This is a genomic window from Pseudorhodobacter turbinis, from assembly GCF_005234135.1.
Classification (GTDB): domain Bacteria; phylum Pseudomonadota; class Alphaproteobacteria; order Rhodobacterales; family Rhodobacteraceae; genus Pseudorhodobacter; species Pseudorhodobacter turbinis.
Genome location: NZ_CP039964.1, coordinates 2,030,659 through 2,056,407, shown reverse-complemented (window position 1 = coordinate 2,056,407; position 25,749 = coordinate 2,030,659). Strand labels below are relative to the sequence as shown.

The window sequence follows — 25,749 nt, the reverse complement described above, 5'->3', positions numbered from 1 at the left end:
GCGGGTTAAACCACCACGTCCATTGCGGATTGTTCTCCCACACCGAACACCCGCTTGTAGCGCGCGATTTCATCTGCCGGACCCATCGCCTTGTTCGGGTTGTCCGACAGCTTGACCGTCGGGTGGCCATTGGCCGAAACCGCCTTGCACACAAGGCTGAACGGCAGCAGCGCATCATCGGCCACCAGCCCGCGAAAATCGTTGGTCAGCATGGTGCCCCAACCAAAGGAAACCTTAACCCGGCCTGAAAACTGCCGGTGCAGGGTTTCGATCACATCCACATCCAGCCCGTCCGAGAAAATCACCAGCTTTTTACGCGGGTCCTCACCCTGCGATTCCCACCATTTGATCGCGTTTTCCGCACCTGTCGCCGGATCGCCACTGTCGATCCTGATCCCCGTCCATGTTGCCAGCCAGTCCGGCGCATGGGCCAAAAAGCCTTCGGTCCCATAGGTATCGGGCAGCATGATGCGCAGATTGCCCTCATGTTCCTCATGCCAATCGGCCAGAACTTGGTAAGGGGCTTGGGCAAGGGCTTCATCATTTTCTGCCAAAGCGCTGTAAATCATCGGCAGCTCATGGGCATTGGTGCCGATCGCCTCTACCTCGCGGCGCATCGCGATCAGGCAATTGGAGGTGCCGGTAAAAGCATCGCCCAAACCCTCTTGCATCGCCTGCACACAACGGTCCTGCCACAGGAAAGAGTGACGCCGACGGGTGCCGAAATCCGCGATCTTCAGCCCCTCAATAGTGCGCAGCCGCTGGATTTTCTCCCATAGCTTGGTCATGGCGCGGGCGTAAAGCACCTGCAATTCAAACCGCCCCATATCGCCCAGAACCGCACGGCCACGCAGTTCCATTATCACGGCAAGTGCTGGGATTTCCCACATCATCACCTCGGGCCATTTGCCCTCAAACGTCAGCTCGTACTGGCCATCGCGTTTTTCAAGGTGATAGGGCGGCAGCTGCAACCCCTCGAACCATTCAAGGAAATCGGGACGAAACATCTGGCGTTTGCCGTAAAACGTGTTGCCGCGCAGCCAAGTGCTTTCCCCACGCGACAGGCGCAGGGTACGGATATGGTCAAGTTGTTCGCGTAGCTCCCCCTCATCCACGATATCGGCGAGGCGGATGGATTTGGTGCGGTTGATCAGGCTGAAGGTGACATTCGTATCGGGTTTGTTGCGAAACACCGACTGGCACATCAACAGCTTGTAGAAATCCGTATCGATAAGCGACCGCACAATCGGGTCAATCTTCCATCTGTGGTTATAGACCCGCGCCGCAATATCAACCATGTTCCACCCCTGTTACCTCGGCTGCCGTTAAATCAAGCCCTTGGCCCCTTGTCCAGCTTGGCGAACCCTTCGGCAGGGTGTAATAGGGGCGTTCACTGACAAAGGGAGTGTGCAATGGCTGCGAAGGTCTTTATCGATGGCGAGGTTGGAACCACCGGGCTGCAAATCCGTGACCGTCTGGTCGGGCGCGCGGATATCGCCCTGATTTCCCTGCCCGAGGACCGGCGCAAGGATGCGGGCGCGCGGGCCGAGGCCTTTGCGCAGGCGGATCTTGCGATCCTTTGCCTGCCCGATGACGCCGCGATTGAGGCGGCCGCAATCTGTGCCACCCTGCCCACACGCCTGATCGATGCCAGCACCGCACACCGCGTGAACCCCGATTGGGTCTTTGGCTTTGCCGAGATGGCTGCAGGACAACGCGCCGCGATTGCGGGTGCCAAACGGGTTTCCAACCCCGGATGCTATTCCACCTGTGCTATCGCGCTTTTGCGCCCCTTGGTGGAGGCGGGGCTTGTGTCCGGCGAGGCCGATCTGTCGATCTTTGGCATTTCCGGCTATTCGGGCGGCGGCAAGGCGATGATTGCCGAGTTCGAGAAAGGCGAGGCCAACGGAGCCTTCCTTTACGCCACCGGCCAGAAACACAAACATATGCCCGAGGTGATGGCCTACGGCAAACTGTCCCGCGCGCCGGTCTTTGTACCTGCGGTGGGGCAATATGCCCAAGGGATGATCGTGCAAATCCCGGTTTTTGATGTCGATGCGGGTGCCGTTCACGCAGCCCTGCAAGCGCATTACGCGGGCAGCCAGTTTATCTCTGTGCGGCCATTGGATCAGGTGCAGCCCCGCGAAAACCCGCAAGCCCTGAACAACACCAACAAGCTGGAGCTGTCGGTGCTGGGCGATAGCGGCCATGTCGTGGTCTCCGCGATACTGGACAACCTTGGCAAAGGGGCCTCGGGCGCGGCGGTGCAAAACCTCAACATCATGCTGGGGCTGGATGAAGGCGCGGGGCTTTAGGCCCCGTTACGCCAGCACCACCCCCGCCCCGCGCATTTTCTCAACCATCGCATCCAGCGATCCATCAAGATCAATGGCGCGGCACAGGTCCATCCGCACGGTCACGCCAAAGCCCAGCTTGGCCGCATCCAGCGCCGAAAATGCCACGCAAAAATCAGTGGCCAAACCCGCCAGCACCAGATCGGTGACCCCACGGCTGCGCAGATACCCCTCCAACCCCGTTGGCGTTTTCTGGTCATTCTCAAAAAACGCGGAATAGCTGTCGATCAGCGCACGAAAGCCCTTGCGGATCACCATATCGGCGCGGTCACTGTTCAGATCGCCATGAAAAGCCGCGCCCTGCGTCCCTTGCACACAATGGCGTGGCCAAAGAACCTGCGGACCGTAAGGCATTTCCACCATGCTGAAAGGCGCCGCCCCTTGGTGGTTATCGGCAAAAGAGGAATGATCCACCGGATGCCAATCTTGGGTCAGGACCACCGCCCCAAACCCCTCCATCACCTCATTGATCCCCGCCACAATCGCATCGCCCTCTGTCACGGCCAAGGCGCCACCGGGGCAAAAGTCATTCTGTACATCGATCACGATCAGCGCGTTTGTCATGGTAATCCCTTCCCTGCGTCATCTGGCACCTTGCCTTTTTAGCCGTCACACGGCAAGACATGGCGCATGTTTACCATTGCAGCACTCTATCACTTCACCCGTTTTCCCGACCATGCGGCGCTTCAGCAGCCGCTCTTGGCACTTGGCCGCGAGCATGGCATCCGTGGCTCGCTTCTATTGGCAGCCGAGGGGATCAACGGCACAATCGCAGGGGATCGCGCCGGAATTGACGCGATGCTTGCCCATATCCGCGCCCTCCCCGGCTGCGCCGAGCTGGAGCATAAGGAAAGCTGGTCCGAGGTTCAGCCCTTTGGCCGCTTCAAGGTCCGCCTCAAGCGCGAGATCGTAACGATGGGCCAGCCCGACATCGACCCGCGCGCGCAGGTTGGTCACTACCTGAACCCCGAGGAATGGAACGAATTGATCGCCGCACCCGATGTGGCGGTGATCGACACGCGCAATGATTACGAGGTCGGCATCGGCACCTTTGAAGGGGCGATCGACCCGGAAACCAAATCCTTCCGTGAGTTTCCCGCATGGTGGGAGGCGAATAAGGATCGTTTCCACAACAAGCGCATCGCGATGTTTTGCACCGGCGGAATTCGCTGTGAAAAATCAACGAATTACTTGATCGGGCAAGGGATAGAAGATGTCTATCACCTGAAAGGCGGCATCCTGAAGTATCTTGAGGAAATGCCCCCCGAGGAAAGCCGGTGGAACGGTGAGTGCTATGTTTTCGACAACCGCGTTTCGGTCGGTCACGGGCTGGTTCCCGGCCCCTATTCCAATTGCCACGCCTGCCGCCGACCGCTTGCCCCCGAGGACCTGACGCACAGGGCCTATGAAGAAGGCGTGTCCTGCCATCAGTGCATTAACGAGCATACGGATGCCGACCGTGAACGGTTCCGCGAACGCCAAAAGCAAATCGCCCTTTCGCACGCACGTGGTGAACGGCATTTGGCCGACGGCTAGTCCATAGCCCTCGCCGCTATGACATTGGCGTGACAATTTGGCATTAAGTCGTGTTCACGGCTATTCTGACAGAATGTCGCAGCTATACTGCCTCTCAGAAACGAAAAGGAGCGACAAATATGCGATTCGTAGCCAAAGCCTTAATCCTCGGCCTGACCCTGACCGCAGGTGCCGCCATCGCCAAAGAAGGCGTCGAGAATCCAACTGTCAAAGCGCGGATGGATGTGATGGGCATTGTCGGGGCAAACACCAAGGTTCTGGGCGATATGGCCCAAGGCAAAGCCGCCTTTGATGCAAGCGCCGCATCGGCTGCACAGGCCGCTCTTGCCGCCGCCGCCGCCGAAATCCCCGCCGTGTTCGAGGAAGAGGCCGACGACCCTGTGTCCGAGGCCCGTCCCGACATCTGGATGAACATGGAAGGCTTTGTTGAAAAGGCAGAGGCACTGGAAACGGCTGCGAACGCAATGGATGTCTCCTCGGTCGAAGGGGTCCAGGCTGGCATGGGCGCGATCGGTGGATCTTGCAAATCATGCCACAGCGATTTCCGCGCCAAGAAATAAGCCTTTGAGGCGATAAAAGGGGGCTGGCACCGTTTGGCGTCGGCCCTTTTTGCTGTGCTCCCCCCTGTCTAATCCATGCGGGCCTTGATAGGGTTGCCACAACTGCGAAAGGATCTTTTTTCCATGACCAACATGCGTGCCCCCCGTCTTGCGGTATTGATTGATGCCGATAACGTACCCGCCTCCTATGCCGAGGCAATCTTTGAAGAAATTGCCGGCCTGGGCGAGGCCTCAGTGCGCCGCATCTATGGCGATTGGTCGGCGCAACGGCTGGGCGGTTGGGCGCGGCAGGTGGCGGCATTGGGGCTTGTTGCGGATCAGCAGTTTTCCAACACGCGCGGCAAGAACGCCAGCGATATCGGCCTTGTGATTGCCGCGATGGATTTCCTCCATTCGGGGCTATTTGACGGCTTTGTTCTGGTCAGCTCTGACAGTGATTTCACCCGGCTTGCGGCCCGTATCCGTGAACAAGGGCTGGATGTTTACGGCATCGGCGAAAAGAAAACCCCCGAGGCGTTCCGCATGGCCTGCAAACGGTTTATCTATGTTGAAAACCTTGGCGATGATGATGAGCCCGAAGAAACACCGGCACAGCCCGCCCCCAAGCCGGACCGCGATGTGATGCACGAACAGCCCGCCCCCGCACGCCCGCCAAAAGAATCCCCGATCAAGGCCATCCCCCTCATCATCGCCGCCATGCGCGCGATCGAGCAAGAGGGCGAATGGTATTCTTTGGGGCAGATCGGCCAGTATATCACCCAAGGCGCGCCCGATTTCGACACGCGCACCTATGGCAGCGCCAAGCTTTCCGACCTGATGCGCAAGATCAGCCGCTTTGAGGTGAAATCCGGCCCCGGCGGGCAACTTTTGGCGCGGGATGTGGCCTAAGCCCCACATGCAATTCGTTGCGCCATCCTATTTGCATTTCCACCTCTATGCGCTTATCTGAACGGTAAGCTAGAGTGACCAAAGGGCATAGCACCGATGAACTGGATTACCAATTACGTTCGCCCCACTATCAACTCCCTCTTTTCGCGCCGTGAGGTGCCGGAAAACTTGTGGACCAAATGCCCCGAATGCGGAACGATGCTGTTTCACCGGGAGTTGAAGGATAACCTGAACGTTTGCACCTCTTGCAATCACCATATGGCGATCACGCCGCGCGAACGCTTTACCGCGCTGTTTGATGGCGGGATTTTCACCGAGCTGAAAGTGCCAGAGCCGGTCACCGACCCGCTGCACTTCCGCGACCAGAAGAAATATCCCGAGCGCTTGAAAGCGGCGCAAAAAGCCAGCGGTGAAAAAGATTCGATGCTGGTGGTCGAGGGCGAGATTGCGCGCACGCCTATTGTTGCCATAGGGCAGGATTTCTCGTTTATGGCGGGATCGATGGGGATGTATGTCGGCAACGCCATGCTTGCCGCCGCAGAACGCGCGGTAAAGTTGAAGCGGCCCTTGGTGCTGTTTTCCGCCTCGGGCGGGGCGCGGATGCAAGAAGGAATCTTGTCCCTGATGCAGATGCCGCGCACCACTGTCGCCGTGCAAATGCTGAAAGAGGCGAACCTGCCCTATATCGTGGTGCTGACACATCCGACCACAGGCGGGGTCACGGCCTCTTATGCCATGCTGGGCGATGTGCAGATCGCAGAGCCGAACGCGCTAATCTGTTTTGCAGGCCCCCGTGTGATTGAACAAACCATCCGTGAAAAGCTGCCCGAAGGGTTCCAGCGTGCGGAATATCTGCTGGACCATGGGATGCTTGACCGCGTGACCCACCGCAAGGATCTGCGCGATGAGCTGACAACCGTTCTGCGGATGCTGACCAAACAGCCCCCCGCCGTGCGCGGAGAGCTGCCCGCACCGGAACCCGAATTGGCCCCTGCCGCCCCCGAGGCCCCTGCGGTTGAGCCCGAGGCCCCCGAGGCAAAGCCGGAACCAAAACCGGAAAAGAAGGCCGACAAAGCATGAGCCAGCCCGGCTCTGACGTGCTTTTAGAACGGATGATGACGCTTCATCCGAAGATCATCGACCTGACGCTGGACCGGATGGAACGCCTGCTGGCGGCCCTCGGCCATCCCGAACGCAACCTGCCGCCGGTGATCCATCTGGCCGGAACCAATGGCAAGGGCAGCACCCAGGCCATGATCCGCGCGGGGCTGGAGGGGGCGGGCCTGCGTGTCCATGCCTATACCAGCCCGCATCTGGCGCGCTTTCATGAACGCATCCGGCTGGCGGGGGAACTGATTGGCGAGGACGCGCTGTCGGCCCTGCTGGATGACTGTATTTCCGCCAACGGCCCCGATCCGATCACCTTCTTTGAGGCAACAACCTGCGCCGCCATGCTGGCGTTTTCGCGCACGCCTGCGGACTATCTGTTGCTGGAAGTCGGGCTTGGCGGGCGCTTGGATGCGACCAATGTCATTGAGGCACCTGCGCTGACCATCATCACGCCGGTATCTTTGGACCATCAACAATATCTGGGCGACACCCTGCCCCTGATCACCGCTGAGAAAGCCGGCATCATGAAGCGCCGCGTGCCTTGTGTGGTCGGCCCCCAAGAGGATGAGGCCTTGGCCGTGATCGAGGCCCGCGCCACCCGCCTATCAGCCCCACTTTATGTTTATGGTCAACAGTGGCACTGCTTTGAAGATCGTGGCCGCATGGTGTTTCAGGATGAAAACGGCTTGCTCGACCTGCCCTTGCCCAAGCTTCCCGGCCCGCATCAGGTGCAAAATGCCGGTGCGGCACTGATGGCCTTGCGCGTTTTGGGCGTGGGCGATGCCGAGGCCCTGACCCGCGCCGAATGGCCCGCCCGCATGCAACGCCTGCGCAAAGGGCCATTGGTTGAGGCCGCCCCGAATGCCGAGATCTGGCTTGATGGCGGCCATAATCCGGCAGGGGGCAACGCGATTGCCGCCACGCTGGGGGCAATGCCAAAACGTCCCACACACCTGATTTGCGGGATGCTCAACACCAAGGATATCAGCGGCTATCTGCGCCCTCTTGTGCCGCATGTCGCCAGTCTGTCGGCAGTCTCTATCCCCGGAGAGGCGGCAACCTTGCCCGCAAGCGTCACCAGTGACGCCGCCGCGCAAACCGGTATGGTGGCGGTGGAAAAAGCCTCGGTTCTGGATGCGCTGCGTGCAATTGTCGCGGCTGAACCGGGCGCAAGGGTTTTGATTTGCGGATCCCTTTACCTTGCGGGACAGGTCTTGCGCGAAAACGGATAAACCGCGGCCTAGCAAAGCGGATTTTCCGAAATAAAAGCCGGGGTTGCGGCAAATTGACTTTGGTTTTCGTGGCTTTCGGTTCCGGTTTGGCTTGACAGGCGGCGGGCAGTCCCACAGTAAAAGAGGGGAGAACGGTCGCGCAGTTTGTGACCGTATTTTCATATTTGACGACCCGAGCAAAGAACGGAACAAAACAATGTCCCTTGCCCTGATCGCCGCACTGCCCTTTCTTGGCGCACTGCTTCCCGGCCTTTTGATCCGTGCGGGGCGTAATGCCTGTGCCACTGTTACGGGGCTGGTGACGGCCCTCGCGTTACTAGGCATTCTGATGCACGCCCCTGCCGTGATGCGCGGTGAGGTGATCACCACCCAGATCGAGTGGCTGCCCGTATTGGGGCTGAATGCGACGTTTTTCCTTGACGGGCTGGGGCTGCTGTTTGCGGGGCTGATCCTTGGGATCGGCTTGTTGATCATCCTTTATGCGCGGTTCTACCTGTCCTCTAAGGACCCGATGGGACAGTTCTACAGCTACCTGCTGATGTTCCAAGGCGCGATGGTCGGGATCGTTCTTTCCGACAACATATTGCTTTTGCTTGTCTTCTGGGAGCTTACATCGCTTTCGTCCTTCTTGTTGATCGGCTATTGGAAGCACCTTCCCGAGGGTCGCCAAGGCGCGCGTATGGCCCTTACGGTGACAGGTGCAGGCGGGTTGGCCATGATCGCGGGGATGATGATCCTTGGCCATATCGTCGGGTCGTATGAGCTGACGGTGATTTTGGAGAACAAGGACCTGATCCAAGCATCCGACTGGTATTTGCCAGCGTTGATCCTGATCTTGATCGGGGCTTTCACCAAATCGGCACAGTTCCCGTTCCATTTCTGGTTGCCCCATGCGATGGCCGCGCCGACGCCGGTTTCGGCCTATCTGCACTCTGCGACCATGGTGAAGGCGGGGTTGTTCCTGATGGCGCGCATGTGGCCGGTTCTGGCCGGTACGCCCGAGTGGTTCTATATCGTCGCCACCACGGGCCTTATCACCATGGTGATGGCCGCCAAGATCGCGCTGTTCAAGGATGATCTGAAGGCGCTTCTGGCCTATTCCACCGTGTCGCACTTGGGCCTGATCACCATGCTTTTGGGCTTTGGCACACCTGCGGCGGCGGTGGTTGCGGTGTTCCACATCATCAACCACGCCACCTTCAAAGCCGCTTTGTTCATGAGCGCGGGGATCGTGGACCATGAAACCCACACACGCGATATCAAACGGCTTGGCGGGCTGCGGCATCTGATGCCGATCACCTTTACCATTGTTTGCGTGACCGCACTGTCGATGGCAGGGATTCCGCCGCTCAACGGGTTCTTGTCCAAAGAGTTGATGCTGGAGGAGGCCTCGCACACCCTCTGGATGGGTAATGCATGGCTGATGCCGGTTCTGGCGACCATCGGGGCGGTGTTCTCGGTTGCCTATTCCTTCCGGCTGATCGCCCATACCTTCCTTGGGCCAGTGCGCGATGATTACCCGTCCAAGCCGCATGACCCGGGCTTTGGCATGTGGGCGGCGCCGGCACTTCTGGCGGCTTTGGTAATTGCGATTGGCATCATGCCGATGACCACGGTTGGCGATTTGGTCCGCACCACCGCCAGCGCCGTGATCGGCGCCGAGGCCGAGGTTTACATCAGCCATTGGCACGGCTTTGTGCCCGCCCTCTGGATGTCGATGATCGCGGTTGGCGGCGGCTTGTTGCTGTTGGCCCTGCACCGTCCGATGGATGCGGTTTGGCTGTCCACCCCGCGCCCTGAGGCGAAGGCAATCTTTGACGGGCTGATGGAACCTTTTGCCCGGCTGTCCCGCAGCATCACCGACAAAATGCACGACGGCTCCTTTGCCCGTTATGCCGCAATTGCAACGGTAACTATTCTGCTGGCGGGCTATTATGCCTATGCAACCGGCACTCATAGTGTCGGCACGCGGGCGATGACCCCGATTCACGTGGTCCCCTTTATCGGCTGGGTTTTGTTGATGGGGGCGACGGTTTCGCTGTTCACCTTCCACCGCAACCGTTTGCTGGCGCTGGTGCTGGTGGGCGTGATCGGCCTGATGGTTTCTGTCGGCTTTGTGTACCTTTCGGCACCCGACCTTGCGCTGACCCAGATCAGCGTTGAGGTTGCGACCGTCATGCTGCTTTTGCTGGCGTTGAACTTCCTGCCCAAGGAAAGCCCTGTCGAAAGCACCGCAGGGCGGCGTGGGCGTGACGGGTTGATCGCAGCGGTGGCGGGGCTTGGCATCGGCGCGTTGATCTATGGCCTGATGATGCGCGATTTCGCCTTTCCGACGATTTCTGATTTTCACCTAGCCAATGCCAAACCCGGCGGCGGCGGGACCAATGTTGTCAATGTAATCCTCGTCGATTTCCGTGGCTATGATACCTTTGGTGAGATCACCGTGCTGGGTATCGCAGGCCTTGTGATTTACGCGCTGGTCGAGGCGCTTCTGCGTGGCGGTCCGGCCAATGACCGGCTGCTGGCTTGGATGCCCGATCAGAAACGCGCGGGCGACCGGCACCCCTTGATGCTGGTGGTGGCAACGCGGATGATCCTGCCGATTGCGATCCTTGTCGGGGTGTACATCTTTCTGCGCGGCCATAATGAGCCGGGCGGCGGGTTTGTCGCGGGGTTGGTCGTGGCGATTGCGACGATCATGCAGTATATGGCGTCCGGTTACGGTTGGGCGGCGGCACGGCAACGGATTGATTACCACGCGCTGATTGGCTGGGGTGTGACGATTGCGGGGCTTTGCGGCGTTGGTTCATGGTTTGCGGCGCGGCCGTTCCTGACCTCCAGCTTCGGCTATGTCAAACTGCCCTTCATTGAAAAGTTCGAGCTTGCGACCGCCGCGATATTCGATCTGGGCGTGTTCCTGACGGTGGTTGGGGCGGTGATGCTTGCGCTTGCCTCTATCAGCCGTATCGCGATCCGGGCCGGTGAAACGGTGAATATCGAGCCTTTCGATATCCAGCCCGATGAAGATGAGAAAACCGAGGGGGCGCACTGATATGGAACTTCTAGTAGCCTCTGCCGTAGGGATGTTGACCGCTTGCGGGCTGTACCTGATCTTGCGCAAGCGCACCTTTCCGGTGATCGTTGGGTTGGCCGTGCTATCCTATGCGGTGAACGTGTTTATCTTTGCCTCGGGACGCTTGGCGATTGGCATGCCGGGCATCATCTCAGCGGACGCGGCGGGTTATACCGACCCGCTGACACAGGCCTTGGTGCTGACCGCGATTGTTATCAGCTTTGGCATGACCGCGCTCATCGTGATGATGGCGCTGGGGTCCTTTTTGGAAACCGGCGACGATTATATCGCGATGGAGGATGACGAAGCATCCGATGAAGAAAAGGAGGGCGCGAAATGAACCATTGGATCATCGCCCCCGTCATCTTACCGGCCATGCTGGCGCCCTTTATCGTTTTGGTGATGCGCCACGATCTGTCGTTGCAGCGGATCTTTTCAACCTGCGGCACCGTGGTTTTGGTCGGTATCTCCTTGATGCTGCTTTACACCGCCGCAACCAACCCGCCAGAGGTCTATTTCCTCGGCAATTGGGATGCGCCCTTTGGCATCGTGTTGGTGCTGGACCGTCTGTCGGCGATGATGGTCGCCCTTACTGCGATTTTGGCATTATTGGTGCAGCTCTACGCCATTGGCACCAACTGGGATGCCCGCGGTAACCATTTTCACGCATTGTTTCAGTTTCAGTTAATGGGCCTCTTTGGCGCCTTTCTGACGGGGGATGCCTTTAACCTCTTTGTATTCTTTGAGGTGCTCTTGATCGCAAGCTATGGTCTGATGATCCATGGCGGCGGGGCAAAGCGGCTCAAGGCCGGCGTGCAATATGTCGCCTTTAACCTTGTCGGCTCGACCCTGTTTTTGTTCGCGCTGGCCACGGTTTATTCGGTGATGGGCACATTGAACATGGCCGATCTGGCAGTGAAAATGCAGACGCTGCCCGCAGGGGACGCCGCCTTGATGCGCGTCGGGGCGGTTCTGCTGCTGCTGGTCTTTGCGGTCAAAGGCGCGTTGGTGCCGTTGCAATTCTGGCTGCCCGCAACCTATAGTTTTGCGCCCGGTCCGGTGGCAGCCCTCTTTGCGGTGATGACCAAGGTGGGCGCATATGCCGTGATCCGCGTTTATACGCTGATCTTCCCGCCAGATACGCCCGCAACCGGCATGTTCTTTGCCGATCTGTTGCTGCCAGCCGCGCTTGTCACGCTGGTCGTGGGCGCGGTGGGCGTGATGGGCGCCACGGGGCTTGCGCGGCTTGTGGCCTTTGCTGCCATCGGGTCAATGGGGACGCTGTTTATCGCAGTGTCGCAATTCACCCCCGAAGCGATGAGTGCCGCACTTTACTATATGATCCATTCGACGCTTGCCACGGCTGCCTTGTTCTTGATCGTTGACATGGTCCAAGACCGTCGCGGCACCGATAGCACCCGCGGATCCTTCCCGCCCTTTGCCCAGCACGGGCTGCTATCGGCGCTGTTCTTTGCCGGTGCCATCGCAATGGCCGGTATGCCGCCGCTCTCGGGCTTTTTAGGCAAGCTGTTGGTGATGGATGCCACACGCGGGCCGGATATGGCAATGATCTGGGGCGCGATCCTTATCACCTCGCTGATCACCATCGTCGGGTTTTCGCGCGCAGGGTCGCAAGTGTTCTGGAAGGCCTATGCCACCACCACAGGTCAGGCCCGCCCCGAGGCCAAGCCCGAGGGGCTGGCTTTTGCCATGATCTTTGCACTGCTGGCGGGTCTTGTGGCCCTGACCGTGATGGCCGGGCCGGTAACCGATTGGCTGGGTGAAACCAGCGCCGAATTGTTTGATCGGGCGGCTTATATCGATGCTGTTCTTCCAGCGGTAAAGGAGTAGGCCGATGCTGCGCAAGCTTTTCCCCCACCCCTATCTGACGCTGCTGCTGGTGATCTCATGGTTGCTGTTGGTCAATGAATACAAGCTCGGCTCGCTGGTATTTGCGCTGATCCTTGGCATCATCATTCCGATGATAACGGCCCCCTATTGGCCTGACAGACCGGTGTTGCGCAATCCGATGGCGATCATCGGCTATGTGTTGATCGTGCTTTATGATATCGTAAAGTCGAACTTCATCGTGGCGGGTGTCGTACTGTTTACGCCCAACAAAAAGCTGCAATCCACATGGATCACCGTCCCGCTGGAATTGCGCTCCCCCGAGGCCATCACCGTGCTGGCCGGCACCATCACCATGACGCCGGGTACCGTAACCGCAGATATGTCTGGCGACGGGCGCGCGCTTTTGGTGCATTGCCTGCACGCGCCTGATCCCGATGCCGTCCGAGACGAGATCAAGACCAGATATGAAGCCCGTTTGATGAGGATTTTTGAATGATCCAATATGCCTTGACCTTCGCCTTTGCCTGCTTTGGCATCGGTCTTTTGTTCAACCTCTACCGCATTTTCCGCGCACCGGGCGTGGTGGACCGTGTTCTGGCGCTTGATACGATGGTGATTAACATCATCGCCCTCTTGATCCTTTACGGCATCACCTCCCATTCCGGCGTTTATTTTGAGGCAGCCTTGCTGTTTGCCATGACCGGATTTGTGTCCACCGTGGCTTATTGCAAGTTCATCCTGCGCGGCGACATCATCGAATAAAGGGGCTGTCATGACTTTACTCTCTGAAATCATCGTGTCCGTATTGCTGGTTGCAGCAGGGTTGTTCGGGCTGGTCGGCAGCTTTGGCCTGTTGAAGCTGCCCAATACCATGACGCGTCTACATGCGCCGACTAAGGCGACAACATTGGGTGTTGGCAGCACGCTGCTGGCCTCGATGCTGTATTTTCTGCTGTTTCAGGGTCGGTTAAGCTGGCATGAGCTGCTGATCACCATGTTTTTGCTGCTCACTGCGCCGATCACCGCCAATTTCATCGCCAAGGCGCATTTGCACCGCTTTCGGGACCAAGAAACCTTGCCCGATACCGGCACCCCCGATGATTGGGCAACATTTGAGGATGAAGCCAAAGAGATGGAACCGGTGATGACACGGACCACCCCACCCCGCTAAGCGCCCTTGCCGTTTGCCGGTTTGCATGCGAGCTTTGGCAGGTCGGTGCAGTCGGAGGCCATCTTGCAAACCATCACCCCAACCAAGACGCAAAACCTGCCGCAGCTTACCCATGCCCGAAATGAGGGCATGGCGCTTGATCTCGATTGGGTCGCGGGCGTGCAGGCCAATACCTCGGCCATTGAGCGGCGTGCAGCCACCTTGCCAGGGCGGCGGTCGGTCAAGAAGGACTATCAGGCGGCATGGCTGTGCAAGGCCATTTCCTGCATCGATCTCACCACGCTTTCGGGCGATGATACCGCGGGCCGCGTGCAGCGCCTTTGCGCAAAGGCCCGCCAACCCGTGCGCCCCGATCTGCTGGCAGCCTTGGGGATGGAGGGGCTGACCGTCGGCGCCGTTTGCGTTTATCACGACATGGTGGAAACGGCAGTTCGCGCGCTTGATGGCTCGGGGATACCTGTCGCCGCAGTCTCTACCGGCTTTCCGGCGGGGTTGTCGCCCCTACATCTGCGCCTGGCCGAAATAGGCGAGAGTGTCGCGGCAGGCGCGCGGGAAATCGATATCGTGATCTCTCGTCGGCATGTGCTGACGCAAAACTGGCAGGCGCTTTATGATGAGACCCGCCAGATGCGTGCGGCCTGCGGTGCCGCCCATATGAAGGCGATCCTGGCCACCGGAGAGCTGGGCACCCTGCGCAATGTCGCCCGAGCCTCATATGTTTGCATGATGGCGGGGGCGGATTTCATCAAGACCTCGACGGGCAAGGAGCCGGTAAACGCCACGCTGCCTGTCACTCTGACCATGATCCGCGCGATCCGCGATTACCGCGACCGGACCGGCATCAAGGTTGGCTACAAACCCGCAGGCGGGATCTCCAAGGCCAAGGATGCCTTGGTTTACCTGTCGCTGATGCGCGATGAGCTGGGCCTGCCATGGGTGCAGCCCGATCTGTTCCGTTTCGGGGCCTCATCGCTTTTGGGCGATATTGAGCGGCAGCTGGAACATCACGTCACCGGCGCCTATTCCGCCGCCAACCGCCATGCGATGGGATAACACCATGACCGTCAAAGAGATTTTCAATTCCATGTCCTATGGCCCTGCCCCCGAATCCAGAACTGAGGCAATGGCGTGGATCACGCAAAACGCCCCCTTTGGCCATTGGATCAACGGCAAGTTCACCGATCCGGCTGACGGCTTTGCCACCAAAAACCCCGCGACCGGCACCCAATTGGCGCAAGTTACCCAAGGCACCGCTGCCGATATCGATGCCGCCGTCAAAGCCGCCCGCAAGGCCCAGCCGAAATGGGCGCGGCTGCCGGGGCACAAGCGTGCGGCCTATCTCTATGCGCTGGCGCGATTGGTGCAAAAGCACAGCCGCTTGTTGGCGGTGACCGAGACGCTGGATAACGGCAAACCGATCCGCGAGGCGCGCGATATCGACATCCCGCTGGTGGCACGGCATTTCTATTATCATGCGGGGCTGGCACAGCTTTTGACCTCCGAGCAGCCGGAGATGGAGCCCTTGGGCGTTTGCGGCGCGGTTATCCCGTGGAACTTTCCGCTCTTGATGCTTGCATGGAAGGTGGCGCCTGCGCTGGCCGCCGGCAATACCGTGGTGCTGAAACCGGCCGAATATACCCCGCTTACCGCGCTTTTGTTTGCGCAGATCAGCCGAGAGGCGGGCCTGCCCCCCGGTGTGCTGAACGTGGTGACCGGCGATGGCGCGACGGGGGCGGCGCTGGTCGATCATGCGGATGTCAACAAGATCGCCTTTACCGGCTCTACCGAGGTGGGGCGCAAAATCCGCGCGGCCACGGCGGGCACGGGCAAGGCCCTGACATTGGAGCTGGGCGGGAAATCCCCCTATATCGTCTTTGATGATGCCGATCTGGATTCCGCGGTTGAGGGTCTCGTTGATGCGATCTGGTTCAATGGCGGGCAGGTGTGCTGTGCCGGCTCAAGGCTTTTGGTGCAAGAGGGCGTGGCGGAACGGTTCCATGCCAAGCTGCGCGCACGGATGGACGGGCTGCGCATTGGCGACCCGATGGATAAATGCATCGACGTGGGCGCGGTCGTGGACCCGGTGCAACTGGCACAAATCACCGCGATGGTCGATGCCAGCGCGGGTGAGAAATACCAGATCCCCTGCCCCGAGGGCTGCTTTTACCCGCCAACGCTGATCACCGGCCTTGGTGCGGCCGATCCCTTGATGCAAGAGGAAATCTTTGGGCCGGTTCTGGTCTCCATGACCTTCCGCACGCCTGCTGAGGCCGTGGAGCTGGCCAATAACACCCGCTACGGGCTTGCCGCCAGCATCTGGACCGAGACCCTCAACCTTGCGCTGGACATGGCCCCCAAGGTCAAGGCCGGCGTGATCTGGATCAACGGCAGCAATATGTTTGACGCCGCCGCCGGTTTTGGCGGGGTGCGCGAAAGCGGCTTTGGCCGTGAGGGTGGCTGGGAAGGCCTGCTGGCCTATCTGCGGCCCAAAGGCACCGCGCGGGCGCTGCGCCCTGTTGCGGCCATGGCGGAGCCCGCAACGCCTGAGGTATCGGGTCTGGACCGCACCGCCAAGCTCTATATCGGCGGCAAACAGGCGCGGCCGGATGGAGGCTATTCGCGCGCGGTCTGGTCGTCCAAGGGCAAGCTTTTGGGGCATACCGGCCTTGGCAATCGCAAGGATATCCGCAACGCGGTTGAGGCCGCGCATAGTGCAAAGGGCTGGGGCAACGCCTCGGCACATCTGCGCGCACAAATCCTTTACTATATCGCCGAGAACCTCTCGGCACGCGCCGATGAATTTGCCACCCGCCTGAAAGATATGACCGGAAAATCCGGCACGGATGAGGTAGAGGCCAGCATCGCGCGGCTCTTTAGCTATGCCGCTTGGGCCGACAAATTTGATGGTGCGGTGAAATCAGTGCCGATCCGTGGCGTGGCCATGGCGATGAATGAACCCTGCGGCGTGATCGGCGCGATCTGTCCTGATGAGGCACCGCTTTTGGGGATGATCAGCTTGATGGCCCCTGCCATTGCGATGGGCAACACTTGCGTTCTGGTCCCGTCACAGGCCTATCCGCTGGCGGCCACTGATTTTTATCAAGTGCTTGATACATCCGACGTGCCTGCGGGCGTGGTGAACATCGTGACCGGCCCGCATGAGGAGCTGGCCAAACCGCTGGCCGCGCATCTGGGTGTGGATGCCATGTGGTGCTTTGGCGCAAAACCCCTGTCAGAAGTGGTGGAGCGTGAAGCCGCAGGCAACCTGAAACGCACATGGGTCAACAATGGTCTGGCCACCGATTGGACCAATGCCGAAGGTCGGCCCTTCTTGCGGGCTGCGACCGAGGTAAAGACGATCTGGGTACCCTACGGCGAGTGACCTAGCTTTTGGGGCGATCGTCGTAATCGGTTTTCAAAATGCGGGCGGCGTCGCCTTGCGGGTCGTCATATTGCTTGCTTTTCAGCGCCCAGAAAAACGCCGCCAAGCCAGCCCCGCCAAGCAGCAGGGAGACCGGAATAAGGATCGTCAGAATTTCCATGGGATCACCTTAACCGCAATGCGTTCAGCGATACTGTAATCGAAGACAGCGACATCGCCAAGGCCGCAAGCAAAGGCGTGGCCAGCCCCATCAGCGCCAGCGGCACCGCGATCACGTTATAGGCGGCCGAAAGCGCAAAATTCTCACGGATCCGGCGGGTTGATTGTTTGGCGATCCGCAGGGCATCGGCCACCGGTGCCATATCCTGCCCCAAAAGCACGATATCGGATGCGGTGCGCGCCGCATCCAGCGCCGTCGCGGGGGAAATCGACACATAGGCCTGCGCCAAAGCGGCGGTATCGTTCAGGCCATCGCCGATCATCAAAACCTTATGGCCCTGATCTTGCAAAGCTTTGACATAATTTGCCTTTTCAGCCGGAAGCTGCCCCGCCTGCCATTCCGAAATCCCGATCCGCGCGGCAAGATCGGCCACCGGCACCGCGGCATCCCCCGAAAGCAACGTCAGCTTCAGTCCCGCCGCCTTCATTGCGGCCACGGCAACCTCGGCACCTGGACGCAGCTTGTCGGCAAAGAGGATCGCATGGGTTTGCCCACCCAGCGAAAGATACGTCGCCGTTTCCGGCGCTGGGGTCGCCCCCACCCATTCAGCACGGCCCAGACGAACCAATTCGCCGTCAAGCCGCCCCTCGATCCCGTAGCCCGGAACTTCTTGCACGTCTGAAAGCTGTGCCGGGGCAATGTCTGATGCTTTGGTCAGCGCCACCGCCAAAGGATGCGCCGATGCCCCTGCCAACCCCAGCGCCACCTTCAGCGCGGCGGGGGGCAAGACATCAAGGTTCACCGGCTTGGGCGTGCCAAGCGTTAGCGTGCCGGTCTTGTCGAACACAACATGATCCACCTCGGCCAGACGCTCTAACGCGGTGCCGTCCTTGATCAGCAAGCCCTTACGAAACAGCCGCCCACTGGCCGCCGTCACCACCGCAGGCACGGCCAGCCCCAAGGCACAGGGGCACGTGATGATCAGCACCGCCGCCGAGATATTGACCGCGTAACGCAAATCGCCCCCTGTCCGCCACATCCAAAAGCCAAATGCGGCAAAGGACAGGATATGCACAAGCGGCGAATAGGCGCGGGCGGCACGCTCGGCAAGGCTGGTGTATTTCGTCTTGGCGCTTTCGGCCACGGCAACCAGATCGGCCATACGGTGCAGGCTGCTGTCACGGCCCGCCGCAGTGACGCGCACCAAAAGCGGGCCAGTCAGGTTAATTTCCCCCGCCGCGACCGGCATGCCCGGCGCCACCATCGACGGCAGGCTTTCGCCCGTCAGCAAAGAGCGGTCAACCTCGGACGTGCCTTGCGTGACCACACCGTCCACCGGCATCCGGCCACCGGGGCGCACGCGCACGATATCGCCGACGGCAAGGGCGGAAATGGCAACCTCTTCCTCGACGCCGTCCACCGCACGCGTGGCGCGCGGCACCTCTAGCGCGGCCAGTTCCTCGGCGGCGGAGCGGGCGACGGCGCGGGTGCGATGATCAAGGTAACGCCCGCCCAGCAGGAAAAACGTCAACATCACCGCGGCATCGAAATAGGCGTGATGACCGGAATTAAAGGTTTCAAACAGGCTGATCGAAGACGCCAGAACAAGCGCCAGCGAGATCGGCACATCCATGCCCAACCGCCCAACCCGCAAGCTGGCCCATGCCGATTTGAAAAACGGCTGGCCTGCGAAAACCACCGTTGGCAGGGCAATCGCGGCAGAGATCCAGTGGAACAGATCGCGCGTCGCATCGCCCGCCCCCGACCAGACCGCCACCGAAAGCAGCATGACGTTCATCATGGCAAAACCGGCAACGCCCAACCGCATCAGCAAATCGCGGCCCTGCTTGTCGGTTTCCGTGGCCGAAAGCAGACCGGGGTCCAGCTCATGCGCCTCAAATCCAAGGCTGGCAAGAACGGGGATCAGGCTTGCGGCGGTCACATCCGGATCGGCATCCACGCTGACGCGCCGCTGGGTCAGGTTGACCCGCGCCGATTGGACCCCCGGCAAGGCCTGAAGCCCGTTTTCCACCGTGGACATACAAGCCGCACAATGCGCCGTGGGCAAGGACAGCATCAGGCGCGCGTGGCTTGGGCGGTTCAGCTCTGCCAGACGCTCGGCCGAGGGGGCAACGGCGCAGGCCGGACAGGCCGACGGGCTGACATGGCCTGCGTCATATTCCTCCGCCAATGTCATTTCTAACCCCTGACGCTTAGGTCAATACGCTGGCGAAACACCGTGCCATCGGGGGCTGTCGCCTCAATCTGCATCATCCATTTGCCCATCGCCAGATCAAGCGAGGCCACGAAAACGCCGGACTCACGGACGAACTCTGGGTGCATGTCATCGCTTGCCTCGGTTGTGCGCCCGATCAGCACCGACAGCGCGGACACCTCGGCCGGATAACCGGCCTCATCGGTGAAGGCGAGCCGCAGTTGCTTGGCCTTCGCGTCATATTCAGGTGCCAAGGTCCACCCCAGACCGATCTGCGCGCTGCGGTCGGCATCAAAGGTCTGGCTGGCAACGTAAGAGTTTTTCACCTCCAGCCCCGGAAAGGTGCTGATCGCCTTATAGGCCATCAACAGATTGACTGCGATGATGATGCCAAAAGCCCCGACGGTAAAAAACAGCACCTTGCGGCCGGTGATACGAAAACCCTGATCATCCGTCATGCTATTTGCCTTTTCCGTTGAAAATCGTGTCGTGGTGGATCCGGTTGGTTCCATCATTATCTTCGACCCACAACCGCAGATCGGTCCGGTCATTCAGCGCCGCCTCAGAGCCCGGCGTGGCAAAGACATAGACCCGCTGGGTCTGTTGTTCATTCGCAGGCACCGAAATCGTCGTTTCATCCGTACCTTCCAATGCAATCCGAAGATCAGCATCCGAGGTCAGCGAGACATTCAAGTCCATATCATGTCCAAGCTTGTTCAACACACGGATATCATAGGTGTTGCGAATCGTGCCATCCGATAGCGTCACAAAGGTTGGATTGCGCACCGGCGTCACGTTCAGGTCAATCGAGCTACGCAGGAACAGGGCGACAACAAGGGCAAGCCCAACCCCCGACCACAGAACCGTATACATGATCGTGCGCGGACGAAAGACGTGCTTCCAAACCGATTTCGGCTCTTTCCCCGAGATTTCAGCAACCTCATCCGTCAGCGCCATATAACCGATCAGGTCCCGCGGCTTGCCGATCCGGTCCATCACATCGTTGCAGGCATCAATGCACAAACCGCAAGTGATGCAGGCCATCTGCTGCCCGTCGCGGATATCAATCCCCATCGGGCAAACGTTGACGCAGGCCATACAATCAATGCAATCGCCGTTCGTGGCAGTGACTTCACCCTTTTGCAGCTTGCCGCGCGGCTCTCCGCGCCAATGACGATAGTTGATGGTCAGCGTGTCTTCGTCAATCATCGCGGCCTGAATGCGCGGCCATGGGCAGGCGTAAATACAGATTTGTTCACGGAAAAACCCGCCGAAAAAGAAGGTCGTCGCGGTCAGCACCAGAATGGTCATATAGGCCATGAAATGCGCCTGCCCGGTGACCAGATCAACGGCCAATGTCGGCGCATCGGTAAAGTAAAACACCCAAGCCCCGCCCGTGGCGACCGCGATCAAAAGCCATGCAGCCCATTTGGTCGCGGTTTTGCGGATCTTCTCGGCGGTCCACTTGCTGCGATGCAGGCGCAGGCGCGCGTTGCGGTCGCCCTCAACCCAACGCTCCACCAGAATGAACAGATCGGTCCAGACCGTTTGCGGGCAGGCATAGCCACACCACACACGCCCCGCAGCCGAGGTAAACAGAAACAGCCCCAAACCCGCCATGATCAACAGGCCCGCGACGAAATAGAACTCATGCGGCCAAATCTCGATCATCAAAAAGAAGAACCGGCGGTTGGCCATATCAACCAGAACCGCCTGATCGGGCAGGCTTGGCCCGCGATCCCAGCGCAGCCATGGCGTGATGTAGTAAAGGCCCAAGGTAAAGGCCATAATCCACCACTTGAGGTTTCGAAACGCACCCTTGACGCGGCGCGGAAAGATCGGCTCACGTTTGGCATATAGGCTTTGGGGTTCGGTATCTGGGCTGCTCACGGCAATACTCCGGCTTCGGTTTAGGCGCTGGTATCCCGCATTGGTATCACCGTTGCTTTGACCTGCATCAACTCCATATCACAGATACAGATTTTGGGGCTTATTCCGCTGCGACATCTGCGCACGGCAGGCGGATTTGTCGCAAAAATGATGCCCCGACACCCATTAGGAAAGCTGCGGCGGTGGCAAGCCGGGAAAACGACCCAACCAGGGCGCAGGTTAGCATATTGTCCTGCCGTCGCTCTGCGGCAAATCAACCCATAGGCTGGCGATGGTTTCCCTAAGTTTAGGCAGGACCCGCGCCTCGAACCACGGGTTTTGTGCCAGCCACCTGTTGTTGCGGGGGCTGGGATGGGGAAGCACAACCACGCCTTGCGGCAGATCAACGGCCTGCGCCAAATCCGCCAAGGACCGTTTGCGCGCAGCAGGCAGGTGCCACGCCAGGGCATAGCGCCCGATGACCAGCGTCAGCGCCACATCCGGCATGGCATCTAACAGCGGGCGACGCCACTGTGGCGCACATTCCGCGCGCGGCGGCAAATCGCCGCCCGCCCCCGAGCCCGGAAAGCAGAATCCCATCGGCAGAATCGCAACCTTCGCCGGATCATAAAACACATCCGGTGCCAGCCCCAGCCACGCACGAAGCCGCCGCCCCGAAGCATCATCAAAGGGGATCCCCTTGATATGGGTCGCGCGCCCCGGCGCCTGCCCCGCGATCAATAGCCGCGACGTGGCGCTTGCCTGTACCAAAGGGCGCGGCCCCAGTGGCAGGCCTTTGCACAACGTGCAGGCCCGTACCTTGGTCAATAGCTGTTCCATAACCCCATCAAAACGCAAAAAGCCCCCCGGCGCAAACCGGAGGGCCCTGATTTCCAAACACGAAGGCTTACTCGCCGCCGCCCAAGCCGTGGACATAGATCGAGACAGACCGGATATCCGCCTCGGACAGGCGTGGCGCCCAGTTTGGCATCACACCGCCACGGGCGTAAAAGACCGAATCGGTCAGCGCCGCGACGTCGCCACCATAAAGCCAGATCGCATCCGTCAGGTTCGGCGCGCCCAAGTCGCGATTGCCGGTGCCGTCTTCCATGTGGCAGGCGGCACAGTTGTCTTCGAACACCACGGCACCGGCCGAGGCCAGTTCCGCGTCATGCTCTTGCCCCGAAATGGCCAGAACATGCTGCACAACCTGCGCGATCTCTGGTTTCTCCAACAGTTCATCCGCACCGAAACGCGGCATGTCGGAAAGACGGGCGTCATCGTCAGTGGTGTTGCGGATACCATGGGTGATCGTGGTGTGGATCGCCTCAATATCGCCACCCCACAGCCAGTCATCATCCAGCAAGTTCGGATAGCCAGAAGCCTGAACCCCCGCCGCCCCCGAACCGTGGCACTGCGCGCACCAAGTACGGAACACGGCCGCACCGGCATTATTGGCATAGCCCACCAGTTCCGGATCAGCAGAAATCTCGGTCAGCTCGGTGGCTTCCAACTTGGCGCGGATCGGGGCCAGACGGTCCGAAAACTCTTGAATTTCCGCAGCGACATCCGCCCGCGTTGAGGCACCAAGCAAGCCCGGTGTCGCGCGGCTGATCATTGGCCATGCCGGATAGGCGATCGAATACAAAATCGCCCAAAAGATGCAGACGTAGAAGGTCCACAACCACCAGCGTGGCATCGGGTTGTCAAACTCTTCGATCCCGTCCCAGCTGTGGCCAGTGGTTTCCGGATCGCCCTCTTGGTGACGTATGGATTTTTTGCTCATTTCCGCGCCTCATTGGGTCGGTCCGCCGTGTCGATGGCGGGTTTGTCATCGTTGCGAAAGATGGATGCAGCAACGTCCTTGTGGATCGCGCGGCTACCGGGCCGGAAGGCCCAAAAGATCACGCCGGTAAACACCAAAGTCAGAAGAAGCAGCATCCAGCTGTCGGCGAATTCGCGCAATATGCTATAGGTATCCATAATCGGCCCCCCTTAGCGGCTTGCGTCGGGTTGGAAGGTCGAGAAGTCGACCATCGTCCCCAACACTTGCAAATAACCCACCAACGCATCCATCTCGGTCAGTGCGGGTGAGCCATCAAAGTTGCGCACAGTCGCCTTGCCATAGCGTTCCACCAGCCCGTCATAATCGGAATCCGGATCGGCCTGTGCCTGGAAATCCGCAACTGCGTTTTCCATCATATCGTCGGTATAGGGCACGCCCACAAAACGGTGCACCTTCATCGTATCGCCGATATATTCGCCGTCGATCACCTTGCGCGACAAGAAACCGTATTTCGGCATGATCGATTCGGGCACCACCGATTGCGGATCGGTCAGGTGATCCACATGCCAAGCGTCGGAATAACGCTCCCCCACACGGGCAAGATCGGGACCCGTCCGCTTGGAGCCCCATTGGAACGGGTGGTCATACATCGATTCCGCAGCAAGCGAGTAGTGGCCGTAACGCTCCACCTCGTCGCGCATGGGGCGGATCATCTGGCTGTGGCAGTTATAGCAGCCCTCGCGGACATAGATATCACGCCCCGCCAGCTCCAGCGGGGTGTAGGGGCGGACCCCTTCCACCTTTTCGATTGTGTTCTCAAGATAGAACAGCGGTACGATTTGCACCAAGCCGCCAATACTTACCACCAGAAAGGACAGAACCAGTAGCAAGGTCGCGTTGGTCTCGATGACCTTGTGTTTGTCAAGAAAAGCCATTGTTCCCTCCGGTTATTCAGCAGGAACGAACGCGTTGTCGCTCGCCCGTTCGGGCTGCGCTTTCACGGTCATCCACAGGTTATAGCACATGATAAGCGCACCGGTCAGGAACATAACCCCACCCAATCCACGCACCACAAGCATCGGGAACTTCGCAACAACAGTGTCGGCAAATGCGTTCACAAGGAAGCCGTTCGCATCCACTTCGCGCCACATAAGGCCTTCCATGATGCCCGTCACCCACATCGAGGATGCGTAAAGAACGATCCCGATCGTAGCGAGCCAGAAATGCCAGCTAACGAGCTTCAGGCTATAAAGCCCTTCGCGGTTCCACAGTTTTGGCGTCAGATAGTACAGCGCGCCAAAGGTGATCATACCATTCCAGCCAAGCGCACCGGAGTGGACGTGACCAATGGTCCAGTCGGTGTAGTGGGACAAAGAGTTCACCGCCTTGATCGACATCATCGGACCTTCAAAGGTCGACATGCCGTAAAAGCCGATGCTGACCACCATCATCCGGATGATCGGATCGGTGCGCAGCTTGTCCCATGCGCCCGAAAGCGTCATCAGACCGTTGATCATCCCACCCCAGCTTGGCATCCAGAGCATGATCGAAAAGACCATCCCAAGGGTCGAAGCCCAGTCAGGCAGCGCCGTATAGTGCAAGTGGTGCGGACCGGCCCAGATATAAAGGAAGATCAGCGCCCAGAAGTGGATGATCGACAGCTTATAGCTGAACACGGGACGTTCGGCCTGCTTTGGCACAAAGTAATACATCATGCCAAGGAAGCCCGCCGTCAGGAAGAAGCCCACGGCATTATGGCCATACCACCATTGCACCATCGCATCCTGCACGCCGGAAAAGACCTGCACGGATTTGGACCCGAACATGGACACAGGGATGCTCAGGTTGTTGAACACATGCAGCATCGCCACAGTGATGATGAACGCAAGATAGAACCAGTTGGCGACGTAGATATGCGGCTCTTTGCGCTTGATAAGCGTGCCAAGGAACGCAGCCAGATAGGCAAGCCAGACAACGGTCAACCACCAGTCGGTCAGCCACTCAGGCTCTGCATATTCTTTGGACTGGGTTGCACCAAGCAAGTAACCGGTTGCCGCCAGAACGATAAACAGCTGATAACCCCAAAAGACGAACCAACCAAGGTTGCCGCCCCAAAGACGGGCCGCACTTGTACGTTGCACCACATAAAACGACGTTGCGATCAACGCGTTGCCGCCAAAGGCAAAGATAACAGCCGAGGTATGCAAAGGCCGCAAACGACCAAAGTTGGCGTAGCCCTGCGCCCATTCAAAGTTGAGTACCGGAAAGGCCAATTGGAAGGCGATAATCACCCCCACCAAGAACCCGACCACACCCCAAACGGCGGTCGCGATCACGCCTGCACGCACGACCCCGTCAAAATATTCATTTTGCGGTGCTGCCGCTTTCGGCTCATCGGCGTGGCGCAAGGTCCACAGAAATACAGCCCCCGCAGCCAACATGATTGTTAGCGCATTGACCATATAGGCCGGATCGCGCGCGTAGTTGGCAGCAATCGCGGCAAGTACCGCGATTACGCCAAGCGCAATCAATTTAATATAATCCCACATTTTGCGTCCCTTC

At 59.4% G+C, this 25,749-nt stretch carries 25 protein-coding genes; 14 read left to right on the top strand and 11 right to left on the bottom strand.

The features are described from left to right. Positions 1-5: 5 nt before the first annotated feature. Positions 6-1,298 (bottom strand): nicotinate phosphoribosyltransferase, encoded by a 1,293-nt coding sequence (gene pncB / locus EOK75_RS09880; protein ID WP_137193813.1) that lies wholly within the window; start codon positions 1,296-1,298, stop codon positions 6-8. A gap of 114 nt (positions 1,299-1,412) precedes the next feature. Here pncB and argC point away from each other — a divergent pair, with 114 nt between their 5' ends. Continuing rightward, the gene (gene argC / locus EOK75_RS09875) at positions 1,413-2,315 is read left to right on the top strand and encodes an N-acetyl-gamma-glutamyl-phosphate reductase (protein ID WP_137193812.1); all 903 of its coding nucleotides are present in this window, start codon (positions 1,413-1,415) and stop codon (positions 2,313-2,315) included. A 6-nt stretch (positions 2,316-2,321) separates the two neighbouring features. On the opposite strand, the gene pncA is transcribed toward argC, so the two are convergent. Beyond that, entirely contained in the window at positions 2,322-2,918 is a 597-nt protein-coding gene (gene pncA, locus EOK75_RS09870) for a bifunctional nicotinamidase/pyrazinamidase (protein ID WP_137193811.1), read from the bottom strand. A gap of 66 nt (positions 2,919-2,984) precedes the next feature. Between pncA and trhO the strand changes: the two genes are divergently transcribed. From trhO to EOK75_RS09805, 13 genes are all read left to right on the top strand, one after another. Next, entirely contained in the window at positions 2,985-3,890 is a 906-nt protein-coding gene (gene trhO, locus EOK75_RS09865) for an oxygen-dependent tRNA uridine(34) hydroxylase TrhO (RefSeq protein WP_137193810.1), read from the top strand. A gap of 119 nt (positions 3,891-4,009) precedes the next feature. Continuing rightward, positions 4,010-4,450 carry a c-type cytochrome gene (locus EOK75_RS09860; RefSeq protein WP_137193809.1) on the top strand — a complete coding sequence of 147 codons (441 nt, stop codon included), beginning with the start codon at positions 4,010-4,012 and terminating at the stop codon, positions 4,448-4,450. A gap of 123 nt (positions 4,451-4,573) precedes the next feature. Beyond that, positions 4,574-5,338, top strand: a complete 765-nt coding sequence (locus EOK75_RS09855) for an NYN domain-containing protein (protein ID WP_137193808.1) — start codon at positions 4,574-4,576, stop codon at positions 5,336-5,338. A 96-nt stretch (positions 5,339-5,434) separates the two neighbouring features. After that, positions 5,435-6,418 carry an acetyl-CoA carboxylase, carboxyltransferase subunit beta gene (gene accD / locus EOK75_RS09850; protein WP_137193807.1) on the top strand — a complete coding sequence of 328 codons (984 nt, stop codon included), beginning with the start codon at positions 5,435-5,437 and terminating at the stop codon, positions 6,416-6,418. Further along, positions 6,415-7,680 carry a bifunctional folylpolyglutamate synthase/dihydrofolate synthase gene (locus EOK75_RS09845; protein ID WP_137193806.1) on the top strand — a complete coding sequence of 422 codons (1,266 nt, stop codon included), beginning with the start codon at positions 6,415-6,417 and terminating at the stop codon, positions 7,678-7,680. The genes accD and EOK75_RS09845 overlap by 4 nt, the downstream gene beginning before the upstream one ends. Positions 7,681-7,876: 196 nt before the next feature. Then, complete coding sequence (locus tag EOK75_RS09840; protein WP_137193805.1) at positions 7,877-10,732, top strand: monovalent cation/H+ antiporter subunit A; 2,856 nt, start codon at positions 7,877-7,879, stop codon at positions 10,730-10,732. 1 nt (position 10,733) lies between these two features. Next, on the top strand, positions 10,734-11,093 hold the full coding sequence (locus EOK75_RS09835) for a Na+/H+ antiporter subunit C (RefSeq protein WP_137193804.1): 360 nt from the start codon (positions 10,734-10,736) through the stop codon (positions 11,091-11,093). Next, on the top strand, positions 11,090-12,604 hold the full coding sequence (locus tag EOK75_RS09830) for a monovalent cation/H+ antiporter subunit D (RefSeq protein ID WP_137193803.1): 1,515 nt from the start codon (positions 11,090-11,092) through the stop codon (positions 12,602-12,604). The genes EOK75_RS09835 and EOK75_RS09830 overlap by 4 nt, the downstream gene beginning before the upstream one ends. 4 nt (positions 12,605-12,608) lie before the next feature. After that, positions 12,609-13,100, top strand: coding sequence for a Na+/H+ antiporter subunit E (locus EOK75_RS09825; RefSeq protein ID WP_137193802.1), 492 nt, complete (start codon positions 12,609-12,611; stop codon positions 13,098-13,100). Beyond that, positions 13,097-13,366 carry a K+/H+ antiporter subunit F gene (locus EOK75_RS09820; RefSeq protein WP_137193801.1) on the top strand — a complete coding sequence of 90 codons (270 nt, stop codon included), beginning with the start codon at positions 13,097-13,099 and terminating at the stop codon, positions 13,364-13,366. Before EOK75_RS09825 ends, EOK75_RS09820 begins: the two co-directional genes overlap by 4 nt. A 10-nt stretch (positions 13,367-13,376) precedes the next feature. Beyond that, positions 13,377-13,775, top strand: coding sequence for a Na+/H+ antiporter subunit G (locus EOK75_RS09815; protein WP_137193800.1), 399 nt, complete (start codon positions 13,377-13,379; stop codon positions 13,773-13,775). A 63-nt stretch (positions 13,776-13,838) separates the two neighbouring features. Then, positions 13,839-14,828: a deoxyribose-phosphate aldolase gene (gene deoC, locus EOK75_RS09810; RefSeq protein WP_137193799.1), complete on the top strand. Its 990-nt coding sequence runs from the start codon at positions 13,839-13,841 to the stop codon at positions 14,826-14,828. 4 nt (positions 14,829-14,832) lie between these two features. Continuing rightward, positions 14,833-17,157 carry an aldehyde dehydrogenase family protein gene (locus tag EOK75_RS09805; RefSeq protein ID WP_137193798.1) on the top strand — a complete coding sequence of 775 codons (2,325 nt, stop codon included), beginning with the start codon at positions 14,833-14,835 and terminating at the stop codon, positions 17,155-17,157. 1 nt (position 17,158) lies between these two features. Here the strand turns inward: EOK75_RS09805 and ccoS are convergent, their stop codons facing one another. From ccoS to ccoN, 9 genes are all read right to left on the bottom strand, one after another. After that, positions 17,159-17,317, bottom strand: a complete 159-nt coding sequence (gene ccoS, locus EOK75_RS09800) for a cbb3-type cytochrome oxidase assembly protein CcoS (RefSeq protein ID WP_137193797.1) — start codon at positions 17,315-17,317, stop codon at positions 17,159-17,161. Between the two features lie 4 nt (positions 17,318-17,321). After that, positions 17,322-19,514 (bottom strand): heavy metal translocating P-type ATPase, encoded by a 2,193-nt coding sequence (locus tag EOK75_RS09795; RefSeq protein WP_137193796.1) that lies wholly within the window; start codon positions 19,512-19,514, stop codon positions 17,322-17,324. 2 nt (positions 19,515-19,516) lie between these two features. Next, positions 19,517-19,990 (bottom strand): FixH family protein, encoded by a 474-nt coding sequence (locus EOK75_RS09790; RefSeq protein ID WP_137193795.1) that lies wholly within the window; start codon positions 19,988-19,990, stop codon positions 19,517-19,519. A 1-nt stretch (position 19,991) separates the two neighbouring features. Further along, the gene (ccoG, locus tag EOK75_RS09785) at positions 19,992-21,422 is read right to left on the bottom strand and encodes a cytochrome c oxidase accessory protein CcoG (protein WP_137193794.1); all 1,431 of its coding nucleotides are present in this window, start codon (positions 21,420-21,422) and stop codon (positions 19,992-19,994) included. Positions 21,423-21,641: 219 nt separating this feature from the next. After that, positions 21,642-22,241 carry a uracil-DNA glycosylase family protein gene (locus tag EOK75_RS09780; RefSeq protein ID WP_137193793.1) on the bottom strand — a complete coding sequence of 200 codons (600 nt, stop codon included), beginning with the start codon at positions 22,239-22,241 and terminating at the stop codon, positions 21,642-21,644. A 67-nt stretch (positions 22,242-22,308) separates the two neighbouring features. Beyond that, positions 22,309-23,187 (bottom strand): cytochrome-c oxidase, cbb3-type subunit III, encoded by an 879-nt coding sequence (gene ccoP, locus EOK75_RS09775; RefSeq protein ID WP_137193792.1) that lies wholly within the window; start codon positions 23,185-23,187, stop codon positions 22,309-22,311. After that, on the bottom strand, positions 23,184-23,384 hold the full coding sequence (locus EOK75_RS09770; RefSeq protein ID WP_137193791.1) for a cbb3-type cytochrome c oxidase subunit 3: 201 nt from the start codon (positions 23,382-23,384) through the stop codon (positions 23,184-23,186). The genes ccoP and EOK75_RS09770 overlap by 4 nt, the downstream gene beginning before the upstream one ends. A gap of 12 nt (positions 23,385-23,396) precedes the next feature. Further along, positions 23,397-24,122: a cytochrome-c oxidase, cbb3-type subunit II gene (gene ccoO, locus EOK75_RS09765; RefSeq protein ID WP_137193790.1), complete on the bottom strand. Its 726-nt coding sequence runs from the start codon at positions 24,120-24,122 to the stop codon at positions 23,397-23,399. A 12-nt stretch (positions 24,123-24,134) separates the two neighbouring features. Further along, the gene (ccoN, locus tag EOK75_RS09760; protein ID WP_137193789.1) at positions 24,135-25,736 is read right to left on the bottom strand and encodes a cytochrome-c oxidase, cbb3-type subunit I; all 1,602 of its coding nucleotides are present in this window, start codon (positions 25,734-25,736) and stop codon (positions 24,135-24,137) included. Between the last annotated feature and the right edge of the window lie 13 nt (positions 25,737-25,749).